Origin of the sequence: Paraburkholderia sp. J8-2 (assembly GCF_905220195.1) — a bacterium.
Classification (GTDB): Bacteria; Pseudomonadota; Gammaproteobacteria; order Burkholderiales; family Burkholderiaceae; genus Paraburkholderia.
On sequence record NZ_CAJMZA010000032.1, the window covers coordinates 25,018 to 39,613 of the forward strand.

A 14,596-nucleotide genomic window follows, 5' to 3' on the forward strand; every position below is an offset into this window, starting at 1 on the left:
CCGCCAGTCCGCGAAAAAGCCTGTCATTCATCCCGTGAGATTTTCCTCCAGCCTGGCGAACACGCGTTGCGTCGCGCCGCGTGCATGCAGCGCGAACAACAGCAGCGAACGCCCCGTGACCTGGTAAATATCGCCGGCTTCGAATTCGGGCAACTCGTCGCGCACAGGCATGTTCGTGTCGATGAGGCAGTTCCACTGATCATTGCCCGGCACCGAAGGCAGCGTGAATTCCACCACGTCGTGGTAGGCGTTGAACACGATGAGCATGGTCGCGTCTGAAGCGAGGCGCATGATGCCGCTCGTTTGCGAGCGCCCATCGATCAGCATGCCGAAGCAATGCATGGCGGGATCGTCCCACTGCTCATGGGCGAGCGGCACGCCCGCAGGCGAAAGCCATTCGACGTCGGTGACGTCGAGCGTGGCATTGTGCTCGCCGATCAGAAAGCGGTTGCGGCGCAGCACCGGCAGCGCGTGGCGCAGCGCGGTGAGCTTGCGCACGAAGTCGGCGAGCGCGCGGCCCGTGTCGCCGATGCCCTCCCAGTCCACCCAGCTCACCTCGTTGTCCTGGCAGTACGCATTGTTGTTGCCGCGCTGCGTGCGGCCAAACTCGTCGCCCGCCAGCAGCATGGGCGTGCCCTGCGAGAGCAGCAGCGTGGCGAGGAAGTTGCGCTTCTGGCGCTCGCGCAGCGCACGGATTTCGGGGTCATCGGTCGGGCCTTCCACGCCGCAGTTCCATGAGAGATTGTCGCCGTGGCCGTCGCGGTTCTCCTCCCCGTTGGCCTCGTTGTGGCGCTCGTTGTACGACACCAGATCGTTCAGTGTGAAGCCGTCGTGCGCCGTGACGAAGTTCACGCTGGACCAAGGCCGCCGGCCGCGCCGGTTGAAGCTGTCGCCCGAGGCGCATAGGCGCGTCGCGAGTTCGGGGGCCATGCCTTCGTCGCCTTTCCACCAGGCACGCGTGGTATCGCGAAAGCGGTCGTTCCACTCCATCCAGCCAGGCGGGAAGCCGCCCACCTGATAGCCGCCGGGCCCGCAGTCCCATGGCTCGGCAATCAGCTTCACGCTCGAGAGAATCGGGTCCTGGCGGCAGCTGTCGAGAAAGCCGCCGCCTTCGTCGAAGCCGTAGGGCTCGCGCCCGAGGATCGTCGCGAGGTCGAAGCGGAAACCGTCCACGCCCATTTCGAGCACCCAGTAGCGCAGGCTGTCCGTGACCATCTGCAGCACGCGCGGGTGCGAGAGGTTGAGCGTATTGCCCGTGCCGGTGTCGTTGATGTAGTAGCGTCTGTCTTCAGGTAGCCGGTAGTACGAAGCATTGTCGATGCCTCTGAACGAGAGCGTGGGCCCGAGCTCGCTGCCTTCGGCCGTGTGGTTGTACACCACGTCGAGTATCACTTCGAGACCCGCCTGGTGCAGGCGGTCCACCATGTTCTTGAATTCGTCGATCGAGCCATGCGCGCCAACAGAGTAGCGCGGGTCCGGCGCGAAGAAGCCGATGGTGTTGTAGCCCCAGTAGTTCGTGAGGCCCCGCTCGAGCAGGTGCGAATCGTTCACGAAGGTATGGACGGGCATTAGCTCCACGGATGTCACGCCAAGTCCGCGGATATATTCGAGCACCGGCGTTTGTGCGAGGCCCGCGAAGGTGCCGCGCTCTTCGGGCGGCACGTCGGGATGGCGGATCGTGTAGCCGCGCACATGCGTTTCGTAGATGATCGTGCGCTCGCGCGCTACGCGCTCGCGCATCGGGTGGTGCCAGATGAAGCCCTGATCGACCACGCGGCAGCGCGGCACATAGCGCGCACTGTCGCGCGTATCGAACGAGAGATCGCCGTCGGGGCTGCCGATGGTGTAGCCGAACACGGCCGGATGCCAGCGCAGCGCGCCCACGTGCGCCTTCGCATAGGGATCGAGCAGCAGTTTGTTCGGATTGAAGCGATGGCCCGCCTGCGGTTCGTAAGGGCCATGCACGCGATACCCATAGATGGCGCCCGGTTCGAGGTCGGGCAGATACACGTGCCACACCTCGTCGGTGTATTCCGGTAACTCGATGCGCTCGAGCTCGCGCAGGCCGTTCTTGTCGAAGAGACATAACTCGACCTTTGTCGCGTTGGCGGAGAAGAGCGCGAAGTTCACGCCGCGTCCGTTCCAGGTGGCGCCGAGTGGAAACGGCTGTCCTTCTACGATGCGGGTAGCGGTCTTTTTCTTCATGGGCTCGTCGGTGGGGGACGCGGTGGCGCGCGCTTCCAACGCCGTTGCGCGCAAGGGCAGGGGCTTCTATCAAGCAAGGTTCGGGCCTAAGCGCGCGCTGAGCAACGCGCTGCAGGGGAAGGCAAGGAGGGGGGCGTGGTACGCGCGGGGCGCAGCGGCATTTTTTTCAGCCGTCGATCGCCGCGTGAATCGTGCCGCGCGTTGCCGCGCGAGGAGGCGGCGCGCGCTGCGAGCGTGTAGCTTTGGCACAGCGCGTGCACGGATTTACCGATACGGTTGCGTGACTTTGCGTGCGCTGCTTACTTCACGGTCTGCACCACTTCGAAGCCTTCGAATTCGGGGTGGCTCAGGTAGACCGGACGGTTTGCGCCGCCCGCGTTGCCCGCATTTCTGTGCGCCGCGCGAAAAGCTTCGGAGCGCGTCCAGTCTTCGAAGTGCTGGTGGCTCGCCCAGATCGTGTGACTCGCATAGAGCACGTGGTCTTCGCGTTGCGGGCCTTTGAGCAGATGAAATTCGATGAAGCCGGGCACTTGTTTCAAGTGCGTGTCGCGCGTGGCCCAGACTTCCTCGAATGCGGCCTCGGAGCCCGGTGCGACCTTGAAGCGGTTCATGGCGATATACATGCGGCGTTCCTCTTCGCGTACGAAAACTCGATCAAGCGCGGCGGCGGGACAAACCCTGTGTTCATTCTTGCCCGCCGCAGCTTCGATTTCCGATTATAAGAGGCCGCGAAGGCGCTCGCGCCGCATACGTACGTCAGCTTGCGCCTCAGGCGACGCGAAACACCTGCACAGTGCCGGCGAGCTTGGTGGACTGCGTGTCGAGCGCCTGGGCCGCAGCCGTCACCTGCTCGACGAGCGCCGCGTTTTGCTGTGTGACTTCGTCCATCTGCGTGACGGCGGTATCGACCTGCTCGATGCCGCTTTGCTGCTGCTCCGAGGCCGAGGCGATCTCGTTCATGATGGCGGTGACGCGCTGCACCGACGTGTGCAACTCGGCCATCGTCGCGCCCGCCGTGGTAACGAGTTCCGTGCCGTGCGAAACGGTTGCCACCGAATTCGCAATGAGGTCCTTGATCTCCTTGGCCGCCGCGGCCGAGCGCTGCGCAAGCGAACGCACCTCGCTCGCGACCACGGCGAAGCCGCGCCCTTGCTCGCCCGCGCGCGCCGCCTCGACCGCCGCATTGAGCGCGAGGATGTTGGTCTGAAACGCAATGCCTTCGATGATGGCCGTGATCTCCGAAATCTTGTGCGAGCTGCCTTCGATCTCGCTCATCGTGCTCACCACGTCCTGCACGACGTCGCTGCCGCGCGACGCCACGTTCGCCGCCGTTTGCGCGAGCGTGCTGCCCTGGCGCGCATTGTCGGTGTTCTGCTTCACCGCCGAGGTCAGTTCGTTCATGCTCGCGGCCGTTTCCTGGAGCGACGCGGCCTGTTCTTCGGTGCGCGCCGAAAGATCGATCATGCCCGCCGCGATCTGGCGCGTGGCCACCGAAACCGACTCGCTGCCCGTGCGCACCGCGCCCGTTACGGAGCCCAGCTCCTTGCGGGTCTTTTCGATGTTTTCGAGCAGCAGGCCCATTTCGTCGTGGCGCTGCGCGCGCACGGTATGGCTCAGATTGCCCGAGGAGATTTCATTGAGGCTCGTGAGCGCGTAATTGAGCGGCTCCATGATCGCGCGGCGCAGCATCACCCAGCCAAGGCCCGCGCCGAGCAGGCCGAGCGCGACCATCGCGGCGCTCACGCCCGAGAACAGATGGAAATTTGCTTCGGCCTCCTCATAACGCAATTTCGCGTTGTTGTAGAGGTGCTGCTTGACTTCGTTATTTGCGGCGCTCATGGCGCTATAAAGGTCGGAGAGCTGCGTCATCGCGATGTTGTCGGCGCTGGCCTTGTCGCCCGATTCGAGTGCCTTCGTGAAGTCCGTTACCGCGTTGCGCATGGCCGTGCGCCGCTCGGTGGTCGCGGCGATCAGCGGCAACTCGTCGCTCTCGTGCGGCATTTGCGTGAACTTCGTCCACCACTCGTCGGAGTTCTGGAAGAAGCCGGCGGCGCGCTGCAACTGGTCGGGCACCGAGGGCGCGTCGGGGTGCAGCGCCACGCGGTCGAGCACGAGGCGCGTGCGCGCGATGAAGATCTCCGCGTTGTCGATCGCCGTGGATTCGGCGAGCTTGTTGCGATAGGTGTCGCGGTTGGCGCTATTGGCCTTTTCCGTGCTGATGAAGCCAAGAACGCCGGAAACCGTGAGCAGAAGGGCGAGAAGCGCGAACGTAAGGGCGATGCGCGCTCGAATGGTGAGTGTCATGCGTCTGTACCGTTTTGACCAAGGGCAACGCAAGCGGGGCGGCCCATCGGTGCAGGCTGCCGCCAACGGGCGTCACCTTACATATCGACAGCTGGCGGCCTGGATTTAGGGTGAACCCGAATATTTTTAAGTTACTACAGAATTCATGGGGTTTGTAATAATTACCGAACAGGTCGTTTGGAGGGCATTTGTTCGCGGCCATGTGCCGCGAACAGGCCGCCAGGTTGAGCGCCGCGTCAATTCGTCCGCAAGCTCGATTGGGGCGGGGCGCCCGCGCCCGCTTGCGCGCGGCGCGGCGTGAGCGCGGCCAGCACGGCGGCGACGATGAAGAGCGCGGGCACGTCGCCGATCAAATGGCCGAGATGGCCGGGCGACATGAACGACTGGACCGTCATGATCGCGCCGTGCACGACGCTCGACCACACCGTGAACCAGATCAGGCTCAAATGATCGAGCGGACGCCGCGCCGCGCGCATGAGAAACACGCCCAGCGTGGCGTAGATGCCGACGATCATCAGCGAGTAGTCCGAGTGGCCCGAGTGCCAGGCCCAGCCGGACGGCCAGAGCACCATCAGTGGGTAGAAGCCAAAGGTGGCGATCGCGCCGACCGCGTAAAGGGCGGCGGAGAGGCTTTTGAGCCGCATCGAGTGATCCATGGCGCGCCCCCGTTGGGTCCGTCCGACAGTATGGGGAATATGCGCGCGTGCGGTGACGCGTGCAAGTCCGTTGCGATTAGCGCTGCAGTTCACGCGATTTGGGGGGTAATGGGCGACGTTTGCTGATATTTCGCTCTTGCATTGCGGCGCTGGCTTGAAAGCTCTCCGTTAAAATTTCCTTCACAATGAGTAATGTTATAACGTAACATTCGCGTCGAGCTGCAGCCACAACCCTGTGCGACGTACGTCCGCCTCGGCCCCGGACATTCGCCGCCCATCACTCCAACGACGCAAACAAGAAAACATCGTGGCGACCATCCCATTTACGTCCTTATCCGCGCTGCTGGCGGGGCTGCGCTTCGCGCGCGTCCTGCCGCTCGCTCCCTTGCCGCTCGCGCTTTGCGGTGTGCTCGCGCATGCCCAATCGCCTGGAACGAGCGCCGCCGACACGCAGACGGGCGGCGCGACACTCGCGCCGGTGTTCGTCACCGCGAACCCGCTCGGCAACACCGACCTCACCACGCCATCCACCGCGCTTTACGGCGATGCGCTCGTCCTGCGCCGCGCCAACTCGCTCGGGGAAACGCTCGACGGTCTGCCGGGCGTTTCGACGACGACCTACGGCCCGCTGGTCGGGCGGCCGATCATTCGCGGTATGGACGGCGACCGCATTCGCCTGCTGCAAAACGGCGTGGCCGCATTCGACGCCTCGTCGCTCTCATACGATCACGCCGTGCCGCAAGACCCGCTTTCGATCGAGCGTGTCGAGATCGTGCGCGGCCCGGCTGCGCTGCTGTACGGCGGCAACGCGATTGGCGGGGTGGTGAACACGATCGACAACCGTATTCCGCGCGAGCCGGTTTCGGGCGTGACGGGCGCAGTGGATGCGAGCTACGGCGGGGCGAACGACGCGCGCGCAGGCGCAGCCCAGGTGGAAGGCGGCAACGGCGGTTTCGCCTTCCACGTGGACGCGTTCGACCGCGACACGAGCAACCAGCGCATACCCGGCTACGCGCACTCGGCGCAGCAACGCGCGCTGGACGGCCCCGATGCCGCCGAGCCCTACGGCAGCATCCCGAACAGCGACGGCCGCTGGCACGGCGGCGCGGTCGGCTCGTCGTACACCTGGGCCGACGGCTACGCGGGCATCTCGTACAACGGGTTCGACGCGAACTACGGCTCGGTGGCCGAAGACGACGTGCGCCTGCGCATGCATCAGGACCACGTCGCGCTCGCCTCCGAAGTGCGCAACCTGCAGGGGCCGATCAGCCAGCTCAAGTTCGACTTCGGTTATACGGACTACGAACATCGCGAGATCGACAACGGCGAAACGAGCACGACGTTCCGCAATCACGGCTACGAAGCGCGGCTCGAGGCACGCCACGCGAAGCTCGGGCCGCTGGAGGGCGCGTTTGGCGTGCAGGTGAGCCAGAACACGTTCTCGGCATTGGGCGATGAGGCGCTCGTGCCGACCACGCAAACCACCAATGTCGCGCTGTTCGGTCTGGAGGAGTGGAATGTGACGCCGGCGCTCAAGCTGAGTTTGGGCGGGCGCATCGAACATGTGAAGCTCGATCCGGTGGCGGGCGAAGACGGCACGAAGTTCGCGGGCGCGCAATCGCGCGACTTCAACGCGGGCAGCCTCTCGGCGGGCGCGCTCTACAAGCTCACGCCGGTATGGTCGGTGGTGGGCAACGTCGCGTACACCGAGCGCGCGCCGACTTTCTATGAGCTTTATGCCAACGGCCCGCACGACGCGACCGGCCAGTATTTGATCGGCAACCCCGACGCGCAGAAGGAAAAGGCCATTTCCACGGATCTCTCGCTGCGCTATGCGCGCGGTGCGAACAAGGCGAGCGCGGGCGTGTTCTACAGCCGTTTTCGCAATTACCTCACGGAGTACAACACGGGCCGCCTCGTGAGCGACGACGACACGCCCGTGCCCGCCGGCACCGCGGATGCGCTCAACGAGGCCGTTTATCGCGGCGTGCCCGCGGAGTTCTATGGCGTGGAACTGGAAGGGCGCTGGCGGGTGCTCGAGCGCGGCGCACATCGTCTCGACGTTGGCTTGACCGCCGACTATACGCACGCGCGCAACGCGGACACGGGCGCGCCGCTGCCGCGCATTGCGCCGTTGCGCGCGACGCTGAACGCCGACTACGGCTACGGCCCGTTCGGCGCGCACGCCGAACTCGTGCACGCATGGGCACAAAACCGCGTGCCCGAAGACGATTTGCCGACGGCAGGCTACACCACGCTTGCGCTGGCGCTCACGTACAAGTTCCATGTGGGCGCAACGAACTGGCTTGCGTACGTGCGCGGCGACAATCTCACGAATCAGGACGTGCGCTATGCGAGTTCCGTGGTGCGCGACATCGCGCCCGAGGGCGGGCGCAGTGTCATGGTCGGATTGCGCACCACGTTCTAGCGCGTTTTGGCATGACCCGCCGCTCACGCGATGGCAGCCACCGGCCGCACCGCCGCGCCCGGCGGCTGTCCGGTCTGCTGCCGCGAGCGGCCCGAGCTCAGATAGTCGGCGATCGAATCCTGCGTGATCTCGCCAACGTAGGCGCCTTCGGCGTCGAGCACCGGCATCCACGAGGCGCGGAACTGGTACATCTTCGAGAGCACGATGCGCAGGTTGTCGTCGACGGAAACCGTGGCCGGGAACGGCGTGATGCGTTCGCCACACACGCCTTCGGCGCCGCGCGCGGCACGCCGCGCCACGAAACCGAGCGCATGCCGCGCGTCGTCGAGCACGGTGAGGTAGCGGCAATCGGCCTCGTCCATCACGGCGAACGCGTGGGCGAGCGGCGTGTTCATGCGTGCGGTTTCCGGTTGCGTGGCCGCGTCGCCGGCCTTCACGAGCAGCAGGCGCTTGAGCGTGCTGTCCTGGCCCACGAACTGTGCGACGAAGTCGTCGTGCGGGCGCGCGAGCAGGGTGTCGGGATGGTCGTATTGCACGAGCTTGCCGCGCCGGAATACGGCAATGCGGTCGCCCAGCTTGATCGCCTCGTCGATATCGTGGCTCACCATGATGACGGTCTTCTTCAGTTGCCGCTGCATCTGAAAGAACTCGTTCTGGATGGTTTCGCGATTGATCGGATCGACCGCGCCGAACGGCTCGTCCATGAGCAGGACGGGCGGGTCGGCGGCCAGCGCGCGTATCACGCCGATGCGTTGTTGTTGCCCGCCCGAAAGCTCACGCGGATAGCGCTTCAAATACAGCTTCGGGTCGAGCGCGACCATCGACATCAGTTCCGCCGCGCGCCCGGCGCAGCGTTTCTTGTCCCAGCCGAGCAGGCGCGGCACGACCGTGATGTTCTCTTCGATCGTCATGTTCGGAAAGAGGCCGATCTGCTGGATCACGTACCCAATGCGGCGGCGCAGATCCACTTCGTTCAGGCCCGTGGTGTCCTCGCCGTTGATGAGCACGCGGCCCGAGGTCGGCTCGATCAGCCGGTTGATCATCTTGAGCGTGGTGGTCTTGCCGCAGCCCGAGGGGCCGAGGAACACACAGATCTCGCCTTCGGCCACCGAGAGGCTCACCGAATCGACGGCGCGCACGGCCTGGCCGTCTTTCTGCGTGAAGGTCTTCGTGAGTTGGTCGAGTTCGATCATGTCTTCTGTACTCCTTTCGGTGTCAATGCGCGCTGCAGCATCTGCAACAACAGGTCGGCGACGATCGCGAGCACGCTCACGAGCACCGCGCCCACGAGCAGCTTCATCATGCTGCTCTGGCCAATGGCGCGGATGATCAGCGTGCCGAGCCCGCCCGCGCCGATCACGGCGGCAATGGTCATCACGCCAATGTTCATGACGACCGCGGTGCGCACGCCCGCGAGAATCACGGGCACGGCCAGCGGCAAGTCGACGAGACGCAGGCGCTGCCACGACGTCATGCCAATGCCGGTGCCGGCTTCCTTGATGCCAGCGTCGACGTTGCGCAGCGCGAGGTACGTATTGCGCATGATGGGCAGCAGCGAATAGAGGAAGACGGCCGTGATGGCGGGCACCGCGCCAATACCCTGCCCGAAGCGCGAGAACACGGGAATCATGAGGCCGAATAGCGCGATGGAGGGCAGCGTGAGGATGATGGTCGCGAGCCCCAGCAGCGGCGCGGCGAGCCAGTCGTGGCGGCTGATCAGCACGCCGAGCGGTACGCCCGCAACAATCGCGCAGCCCACGGCAATGCCTACGAGGTACAGGTGCTGCAGCGTGAGTTGCAGCAGTTCGGGCCAGTTCGAAGCGAGATAGTCGAATACGTTCATGCGGGCTCCTTCAAGGCAGCGAATGCGTGCGCAGGAAATCCGCCGCCACTTCCTGGGCGGATTTGCCGTCCAGATCCACGGCCTTGTTCATGTCCTGCATCACGTCGTTGTTGAGAGCGGCGGAAAGCGCATTGAGCTGCGCGGCCAGCTTCGGGTTGTGCTCCAGCACGTCCTTGCGCACCACGGGCGTGGCGTTGTAGGGCGGGAAGAAATGCTTGTCGTCTTCGAGCGGTACGATGCCGAAGCCTTTCACACGCCCGTCCGTGGTGTAAACGAGGCCGATCTTCAACTGATTGTTATGCAGCGCCGTGTAAACGAGGCCAGGGTCCATCTGCTTCATCTGAGAGCGGCGGAAGCTCATGCCGTAGGTGGCGAGCAGGGGCTTGAGGCCATCCGGGCGATTCGCGAACTCGGCGTCCATGCCGAACACGTAGCGCCTGGCTTCTGGGTCGGTCTTCAGCCGTTGCGCAAGCTGCGAGACGGTGGTGATGCCCGTTTCCCCGGCGAATTTGCTCGGCAGACCTAATGCATAGGTGTCGTTGAGCGGCGAGGCATTGAGCCAGACGAGGCCGCGCGGTGCGTCGAGCGCCTTCACGCGTTCGTACATCGCTTCGGGCGAGAGCTTTTCCGTTAGCTTGTCGTAGACGAGTGCCGCAGTGCCTGTGTAGTCCCATACGAGGTCGAACTGGCCATTTTCCAGTGCGCTGCGCATGAGCGTGCTGCCGAGGCCCGATCGCACTTCCACGGTGTAGCCGCGCGAACGCAGGTATTGCGCCGTGACTTCGGCGAGCACGTATTGCTCGGTGAAGTTTTTCGCGCCCAAAACGAGCTTCGGCTGCGCGAAAGCGGGCGTGCTGACAGCAACGAGCGTCGCGCCGAGCAAGCAGGCTTGAACGAAGCGGCGCAGGCGTTGGAAGGGTGACGTGAGCATCATACGAGCCCTCCGTGACGCGAGAGCCACTGATGACTGCTGGCGGCGACCACGCCGTCGAGCACGAGCGCGAGCGCGGCGGTGAACGCGGCGCCGAGCAGCAGCAAGGGCTGATCGTTCAAATAGATGCCGGGGAAAATGAGCGAGCCGAGGCTGTCCGCGCCAATCAGATAAGCAAGCGGCGCCGTGCCCACGTTAATGGCGAGCGCGGTGCGCACGCCGCCCACGATAATGGGCAGCGCATTGGGCAGCTCCACGCGCGTGAGCGATTGCCATCCCGTCATGCCGATGCCGCGCGCGGCTTCGCGCAGCGCGCCCGGCACGTTTTTCACGCCTTCGTAAGTATTGCGCGTGACGGGCAGGAGCGACGCGAGAAAGAGGGCGACGATCGCAGGAATGTCGCCGATGCCGAACACGCCGAGCGCAATGGCCAGTACCGCGAGCGACGGAATCGTGTTGCCCACATTGAAGATCTGCATGAAGCGTTCGGCCTGGCGCGCGAAGCGCGGTCGACTAAGCAGCACGCCTGCGGGCACGCCAACCATGATGGCGAGCGCCATCGAATAGCCGACGAGCAGCAGGTGCCGCCCGGTGTAGTAGGCGAGGTCGCCTGCGTGGCTGTGCCATGTATCGGCGCCAATGGCGCGCGAAAGTGCCCAGGCAATGGCGGCAAGGGCGATCAGGCTGCCCGCGAGCAGGGCAGAGCGTCGAGTCATGAAGGTACGCCTCCTTGTTCTTGTGCCGCGCGGCGCAACGCTGCGCAGCGGGGACGCCCATGAAGATGACGGGGGCGCCGCGAAGGAAGTTCGTGATCCCGGCATGGCCGCGATTGGAACCGACGAAAACAACGGACAAAAAAGCGGACAAAAAAGCGGACGAAAGCCAGCCCGCCCGCGCACGATGGCTACGTGGCGGCAGTCGCGTGAACGCGCGATTCGCGTTCTTCTGGTTGTCATGTTCAGCTCAACGGCGTCGAGAAAATCGATGCGCGCTGAAGCAGGAAACCGCCTGATGGCGGCATGGATGCGAGGGCTTTAAGCCGCTACGCGAGGGCCGGAGGCCCGTTTGAATGGCGCTTGCGACACAGTGGTCCTTTAGCGTGGACCATGTGCCTCAATGCACACGAGAACGACTTCGTTGTGATCGAAACGAGATCAGTATAGAGCATTCGATTGGGTGCGTCTACCTTGGGGAGCGATCGCGATTGAACGGATAACATGCTTGATTGCATTCGGCGTGTCATTTCGGGAAATTAATAAGGTATCCAGATAAACTGTTTTCGGTAGCATTTCCCGTTTTATAAAAGTGACAGAAAACTCGCGTACAGGTACGCATTTTCTGCGCCGTGGCATCTAGCAAGCGGCGTTCCCGGGAGCCATTGCTCAGCAAATCGGAAGAATGTTCTGCTCTTTGACCTGTCTTAAGTTTCGTTTAAGAAAGGGCATTTATTTTGAAGCGCTTCGCATCATCGATGCTCGCTAATCGAACGAAGCGGTCATCGATCTCACTTCCGATTTCACCTTGAGAAGCGCGGCGTTCGCTTGCGTTTCTCTGCTCTGCAATCCGTCACTCGATTCATGGCTTTTCGTGCAATAGCGGCCTCCCCGGGCTTCGCGGGGAAACTCATCGTTGTGTCCGCAATCGGTTTGACGAGCACCGCGTGGCTAGCACATCGGCACGCCGATGTTGCGACCGACGATCCGCTATCCGGTGCGGCGGCGGTGACGTCCGCCGCGCCGGCGCATGATGCGGCGTCGCAGGCGGCGGCGAGCGCGGCGTCCGCGAGCGAAAGCGCGCCGGCGTTTCGTGTGGAAACCGCCGTGGTCGAGCACAGCTTCTCGGAGGCGGCGCAGCGTCTCGGCCTGGACGCGGCGACGACGGCCCGGCTGGCGCGCGCATTTTCGGGCCGGCTCGATTTCCGGCGCGATCTGCAACGCGGCAGCGAAATCCGCTTCGTGTTTCGCAACGATGCGAACGGCACAAACGACGAAAACGGCGCAAAAGATTCAAACGGCGTGAGCGCTTCGAATGCCGGCGCGACACAAGACGCACAGTCTTCCCCCGACACGCCGGTTGCGATCCGCATCTCGAACGGCAACGTCTCGCACGATCTTTTTCTCTACCGGAACCTCGCGGGCAAGGCGTTTTACTATTCCGCCGATGGCCACGCGGCCATGCCGTCGTTCTTGCGCTACCCCGTGACGTTCACGCGCGTGTCCTCACATTTCTCGCTGCGACGGCTCGATCCGGTCACGCACCGCATCCAGCCGCACGAAGGCGTCGATCTCGCGGCGCCCGTGGGCACACCGGTTCACGCGACCGCGCGCGGCACCGTGATGTTCGCCGGCTGGCAAACGGGCTACGGCAAGGTCGTGAAGCTCGACAACTTCGGCCCTTACTCCACGACCTTCGCGCATCTCTCGCGCTTTGCGAAGCATTTGAAGGCCGGGCAGACGGTGACCAAGGGGCAGGTGATCGGCTATGTGGGCGCGACGGGCTGGGCGACCGGTCCGCATCTGCACTACGAGGTGCACGTGGATCAGGTCGCGCAGGATCCGCTCACCGTCGACCTGCCGCATCGTGACCCCTTGCAGGGCGAGGACAAGCAGCGCTTCGCGCAGCAGGTCGCGCTGATGGACCCGTTGCTGTAGGCGCAACGCGCGAAAGGTTGCCGCAAGGAAGCGCGCAGCCGCATGTGCTGCGCCGCAGCCACGATTTGCCGATTTTCGATAACACGTCGATTAATGACCCAATAGCATGGTTTCACGCATCCGTGGCGGCCAGGGCTGGCCGCCCGGGCCATCCACAGGGAGAGAACCATGCAACGCGAGTCGAACGCACGCCCCGCAGCGGGCGGCAAGGCCGGCGCGCCGGCACTGAATCAAACGCTCGGCACGTGGCAGTTGTGGGGCATCGCAGTCGGCCTCGTGATTTCGGGCGAGTACTTTGGCTGGAGCTACGGCTGGGCCAGCGCCGGCACGCTCGGCTTCGTCGTCACGGCACTGTTCGTCGCGGCGATGTACACCACGTTCATCTTCAGCTTCACTGAACTCACCACCTCCATTCCGCACGCGGGCGGGCCTTTTGCCTATGCCCGCCGCGCGTTCGGCCCGACCGGCGGGTACCTGGCGGGCGCGGCCACGCTCGTGGAGTTCGTGTTCGCGCCGCCCGCCATCGCGCTCGCGATCGGCGCCTACCTGCACGTGCAGTTCCCCGGGCTCGAACCCAAGCACGCGGCCATGGGCGCGTACCTCGTCTTCATGGCGCTCAATATCGTGGGCGTGCAGATCGCCGCGACCTTCGAGTTGATCGTCACGCTGCTCGCCATTTTCGAGCTGCTCGTGTTCATGGGCGTGGTGTCGCCGGGTTTCGCGTGGAGCAACTTCATGAAGGGCGGCTGGTCCGGTAGCGACCACTTCTCGCTTGGGTCGTTCAACGGCATGTTCGCCGCGATTCCGTTCGCCATCTGGTTCTTCCTCGCGATCGAAGGCGTCGCCATGGCTGCGGAGGAAGCGAAGAACCCGCGCCGCTCGATTCCCATCGCCTACGTGGCCGGCATTCTCACGCTCGTCGCGCTGGCCGTGGGCGTGATGGTGTTCGCGGGCGGGGCGGGCGACTGGACCAAGCTTGCCAACATCAACGACCCGCTGCCGCAAGCCATGAAGTTCATCGTGGGCGAGCATAGCGGCTGGATGCACATGCTCGTCTGGCTCGGCCTCTTCGGTCTCGTGGCCTCGTTCCACGGCATCATCCTCGGCTATTCGCGGCAGATCTTCGCGCTCGCCCGCGAAGGTTATCTGCCCGCGTGGCTCGCGAAGATCCACCCGCGCTTCAAGACGCCGTATCGCGCGATTCTCGCGGGCGGCGTGGTGGGCATCGCCGCAATCTACAGCGACGAGCTGATCCAGTTCGGCGGCCAGACGCTCACGGCCAACATCGTCACGATGTCGGTATTCGGCGCGATCGTGATGTACATTGTCAGCATGGCGGCGCTCTTCAAGCTGCGCCGCATGCAGCCGGCCATGGACCGGCCGTTCCGCGCGCCGCTTTACCCGTACTTTCCGGCGTTTGCGCTCGTGGCCGCAGTCGTTTGCCTCGGCACGATGGTGTATTTCAATGCGCTGGTCGCGGGAGTGTTCGTGGTGTTTCTCGCGCTCGGATATGGCTATTTCCTCGCCACGCGCAGCCAGCGCGACGCCATGCCGGGTGAAGCGCTGCTCGAGGAGTGA

At 64.3% G+C, this 14,596-nt stretch carries 12 protein-coding genes; 4 read left to right on the forward strand and 8 right to left on the reverse strand.

Features of this window, described 5'->3' with window-relative positions:
• Nucleotides 1–27 precede the first annotated feature (27 nt).
• From glgX to U5A52_RS36215, 4 genes are all read right to left on the reverse strand, one after another.
• Complete coding sequence (glgX, locus tag U5A52_RS36200; RefSeq protein WP_321938851.1) at nt 28–2,205, reverse strand: glycogen debranching protein GlgX; 2,178 nt, start codon at nt 2,203–2,205, stop codon at nt 28–30.
• A 299-nt stretch (nt 2,206–2,504) separates the two neighbouring features.
• Nucleotides 2,505–2,828 (reverse strand): antibiotic biosynthesis monooxygenase, encoded by a 324-nt coding sequence (locus U5A52_RS36205; RefSeq protein ID WP_321915061.1) that lies wholly within the window; start codon nt 2,826–2,828, stop codon nt 2,505–2,507.
• A 145-nt stretch (nt 2,829–2,973) separates the two neighbouring features.
• A complete protein-coding gene (locus U5A52_RS36210) occupies nt 2,974–4,509 on the reverse strand; it encodes a methyl-accepting chemotaxis protein (RefSeq protein ID WP_321938853.1) in 1,536 nt (511 codons plus the stop codon).
• Between the two features lie 236 nt (nt 4,510–4,745).
• Complete coding sequence (locus U5A52_RS36215; RefSeq protein WP_321938855.1) at nt 4,746–5,165, reverse strand: DUF6632 domain-containing protein; 420 nt, start codon at nt 5,163–5,165, stop codon at nt 4,746–4,748.
• A gap of 343 nt (nt 5,166–5,508) precedes the next feature.
• On the opposite strand from U5A52_RS36215, the gene U5A52_RS36220 reads away from it, so the two are divergent.
• Nucleotides 5,509–7,593 carry a TonB-dependent receptor gene (locus U5A52_RS36220; RefSeq protein ID WP_415774108.1) on the forward strand — a complete coding sequence of 695 codons (2,085 nt, stop codon included), beginning with the start codon at nt 5,509–5,511 and terminating at the stop codon, nt 7,591–7,593.
• A gap of 23 nt (nt 7,594–7,616) precedes the next feature.
• Here U5A52_RS36220 and U5A52_RS36225 read toward each other — a convergent pair whose 3' ends face one another.
• Genes U5A52_RS36225 through U5A52_RS36240 form a run of 4 tightly spaced genes read right to left on the reverse strand, consistent with a single transcriptional unit; the run spans nt 7,617 to nt 11,083 of the window.
• Nucleotides 7,617–8,786 carry an ABC transporter ATP-binding protein gene (locus U5A52_RS36225; RefSeq protein ID WP_321938857.1) on the reverse strand — a complete coding sequence of 390 codons (1,170 nt, stop codon included), beginning with the start codon at nt 8,784–8,786 and terminating at the stop codon, nt 7,617–7,619.
• On the reverse strand, nt 8,783–9,436 hold the full coding sequence (locus tag U5A52_RS36230) for an ABC transporter permease (protein WP_321915056.1): 654 nt from the start codon (nt 9,434–9,436) through the stop codon (nt 8,783–8,785). The genes U5A52_RS36225 and U5A52_RS36230 overlap by 4 nt, the downstream gene beginning before the upstream one ends.
• A gap of 10 nt (nt 9,437–9,446) precedes the next feature.
• Nucleotides 9,447–10,370 (reverse strand): glycine betaine ABC transporter substrate-binding protein, encoded by a 924-nt coding sequence (locus U5A52_RS36235; protein WP_415774107.1) that lies wholly within the window; start codon nt 10,368–10,370, stop codon nt 9,447–9,449.
• Nucleotides 10,367–11,083, reverse strand: a complete 717-nt coding sequence (locus U5A52_RS36240; RefSeq protein WP_321915055.1) for an ABC transporter permease — start codon at nt 11,081–11,083, stop codon at nt 10,367–10,369. The genes U5A52_RS36235 and U5A52_RS36240 overlap by 4 nt, the downstream gene beginning before the upstream one ends.
• Here U5A52_RS36240 and U5A52_RS36245 point away from each other — a divergent pair.
• The 3 genes from U5A52_RS36245 to eat all read left to right on the forward strand — a co-directional run bounded on the left by U5A52_RS36245 (nt 11,082) and on the right by eat (nt 14,596).
• Nucleotides 11,082–11,405, forward strand: coding sequence for a hypothetical protein (locus tag U5A52_RS36245; RefSeq protein WP_321938859.1), 324 nt, complete (start codon nt 11,082–11,084; stop codon nt 11,403–11,405). The two genes, U5A52_RS36240 and U5A52_RS36245, sit on opposite strands and share 2 nt — an antisense overlap.
• Before the next feature lie 593 nt (nt 11,406–11,998).
• Entirely contained in the window at nt 11,999–13,018 is a 1,020-nt protein-coding gene (locus tag U5A52_RS36250) for a M23 family metallopeptidase (protein WP_321938861.1), read from the forward strand.
• Nucleotides 13,019–13,186: 168 nt separating this feature from the next.
• Nucleotides 13,187–14,596 (forward strand): ethanolamine permease, encoded by a 1,410-nt coding sequence (gene eat / locus U5A52_RS36255; protein WP_321915050.1) that lies wholly within the window; start codon nt 13,187–13,189, stop codon nt 14,594–14,596.

Excerpts from the sequence above, each read along its gene's own strand:
- glgX (WP_321938851.1), bottom strand. The coding sequence starts at position 2,205 with ATGAAGAAAAAGACCGCTACCCGCATCGTAGAAGGACAGCCGTTTCCA.
- U5A52_RS36205 (WP_321915061.1), bottom strand. The coding sequence starts at position 2,828 with ATGTATATCGCCATGAACCGCTTCAAGGTCGCACCGGGCTCCGAGGCC.
- U5A52_RS36210 (WP_321938853.1), bottom strand. The coding sequence starts at position 4,509 with ATGACACTCACCATTCGAGCGCGCATCGCCCTTACGTTCGCGCTTCTC.
- U5A52_RS36215 (WP_321938855.1), bottom strand. The coding sequence starts at position 5,165 with ATGGATCACTCGATGCGGCTCAAAAGCCTCTCCGCCGCCCTTTACGCG.
- U5A52_RS36225 (WP_321938857.1), bottom strand. The coding sequence starts at position 8,786 with ATGATCGAACTCGACCAACTCACGAAGACCTTCACGCAGAAAGACGGC.
- U5A52_RS36230 (WP_321915056.1), bottom strand. The coding sequence starts at position 9,436 with ATGAACGTATTCGACTATCTCGCTTCGAACTGGCCCGAACTGCTGCAA.
- U5A52_RS36235 (WP_415774107.1), bottom strand. The coding sequence starts at position 10,370 with ATGATGCTCACGTCACCCTTCCAACGCCTGCGCCGCTTCGTTCAAGCC.
- U5A52_RS36245 (WP_321938859.1), top strand. The coding sequence starts at position 11,082 with ATGAAGGTACGCCTCCTTGTTCTTGTGCCGCGCGGCGCAACGCTGCGC.
- U5A52_RS36240 (WP_321915055.1), bottom strand. The coding sequence starts at position 11,083 with ATGACTCGACGCTCTGCCCTGCTCGCGGGCAGCCTGATCGCCCTTGCC.
- eat (WP_321915050.1), top strand. The coding sequence starts at position 13,187 with ATGCAACGCGAGTCGAACGCACGCCCCGCAGCGGGCGGCAAGGCCGGC.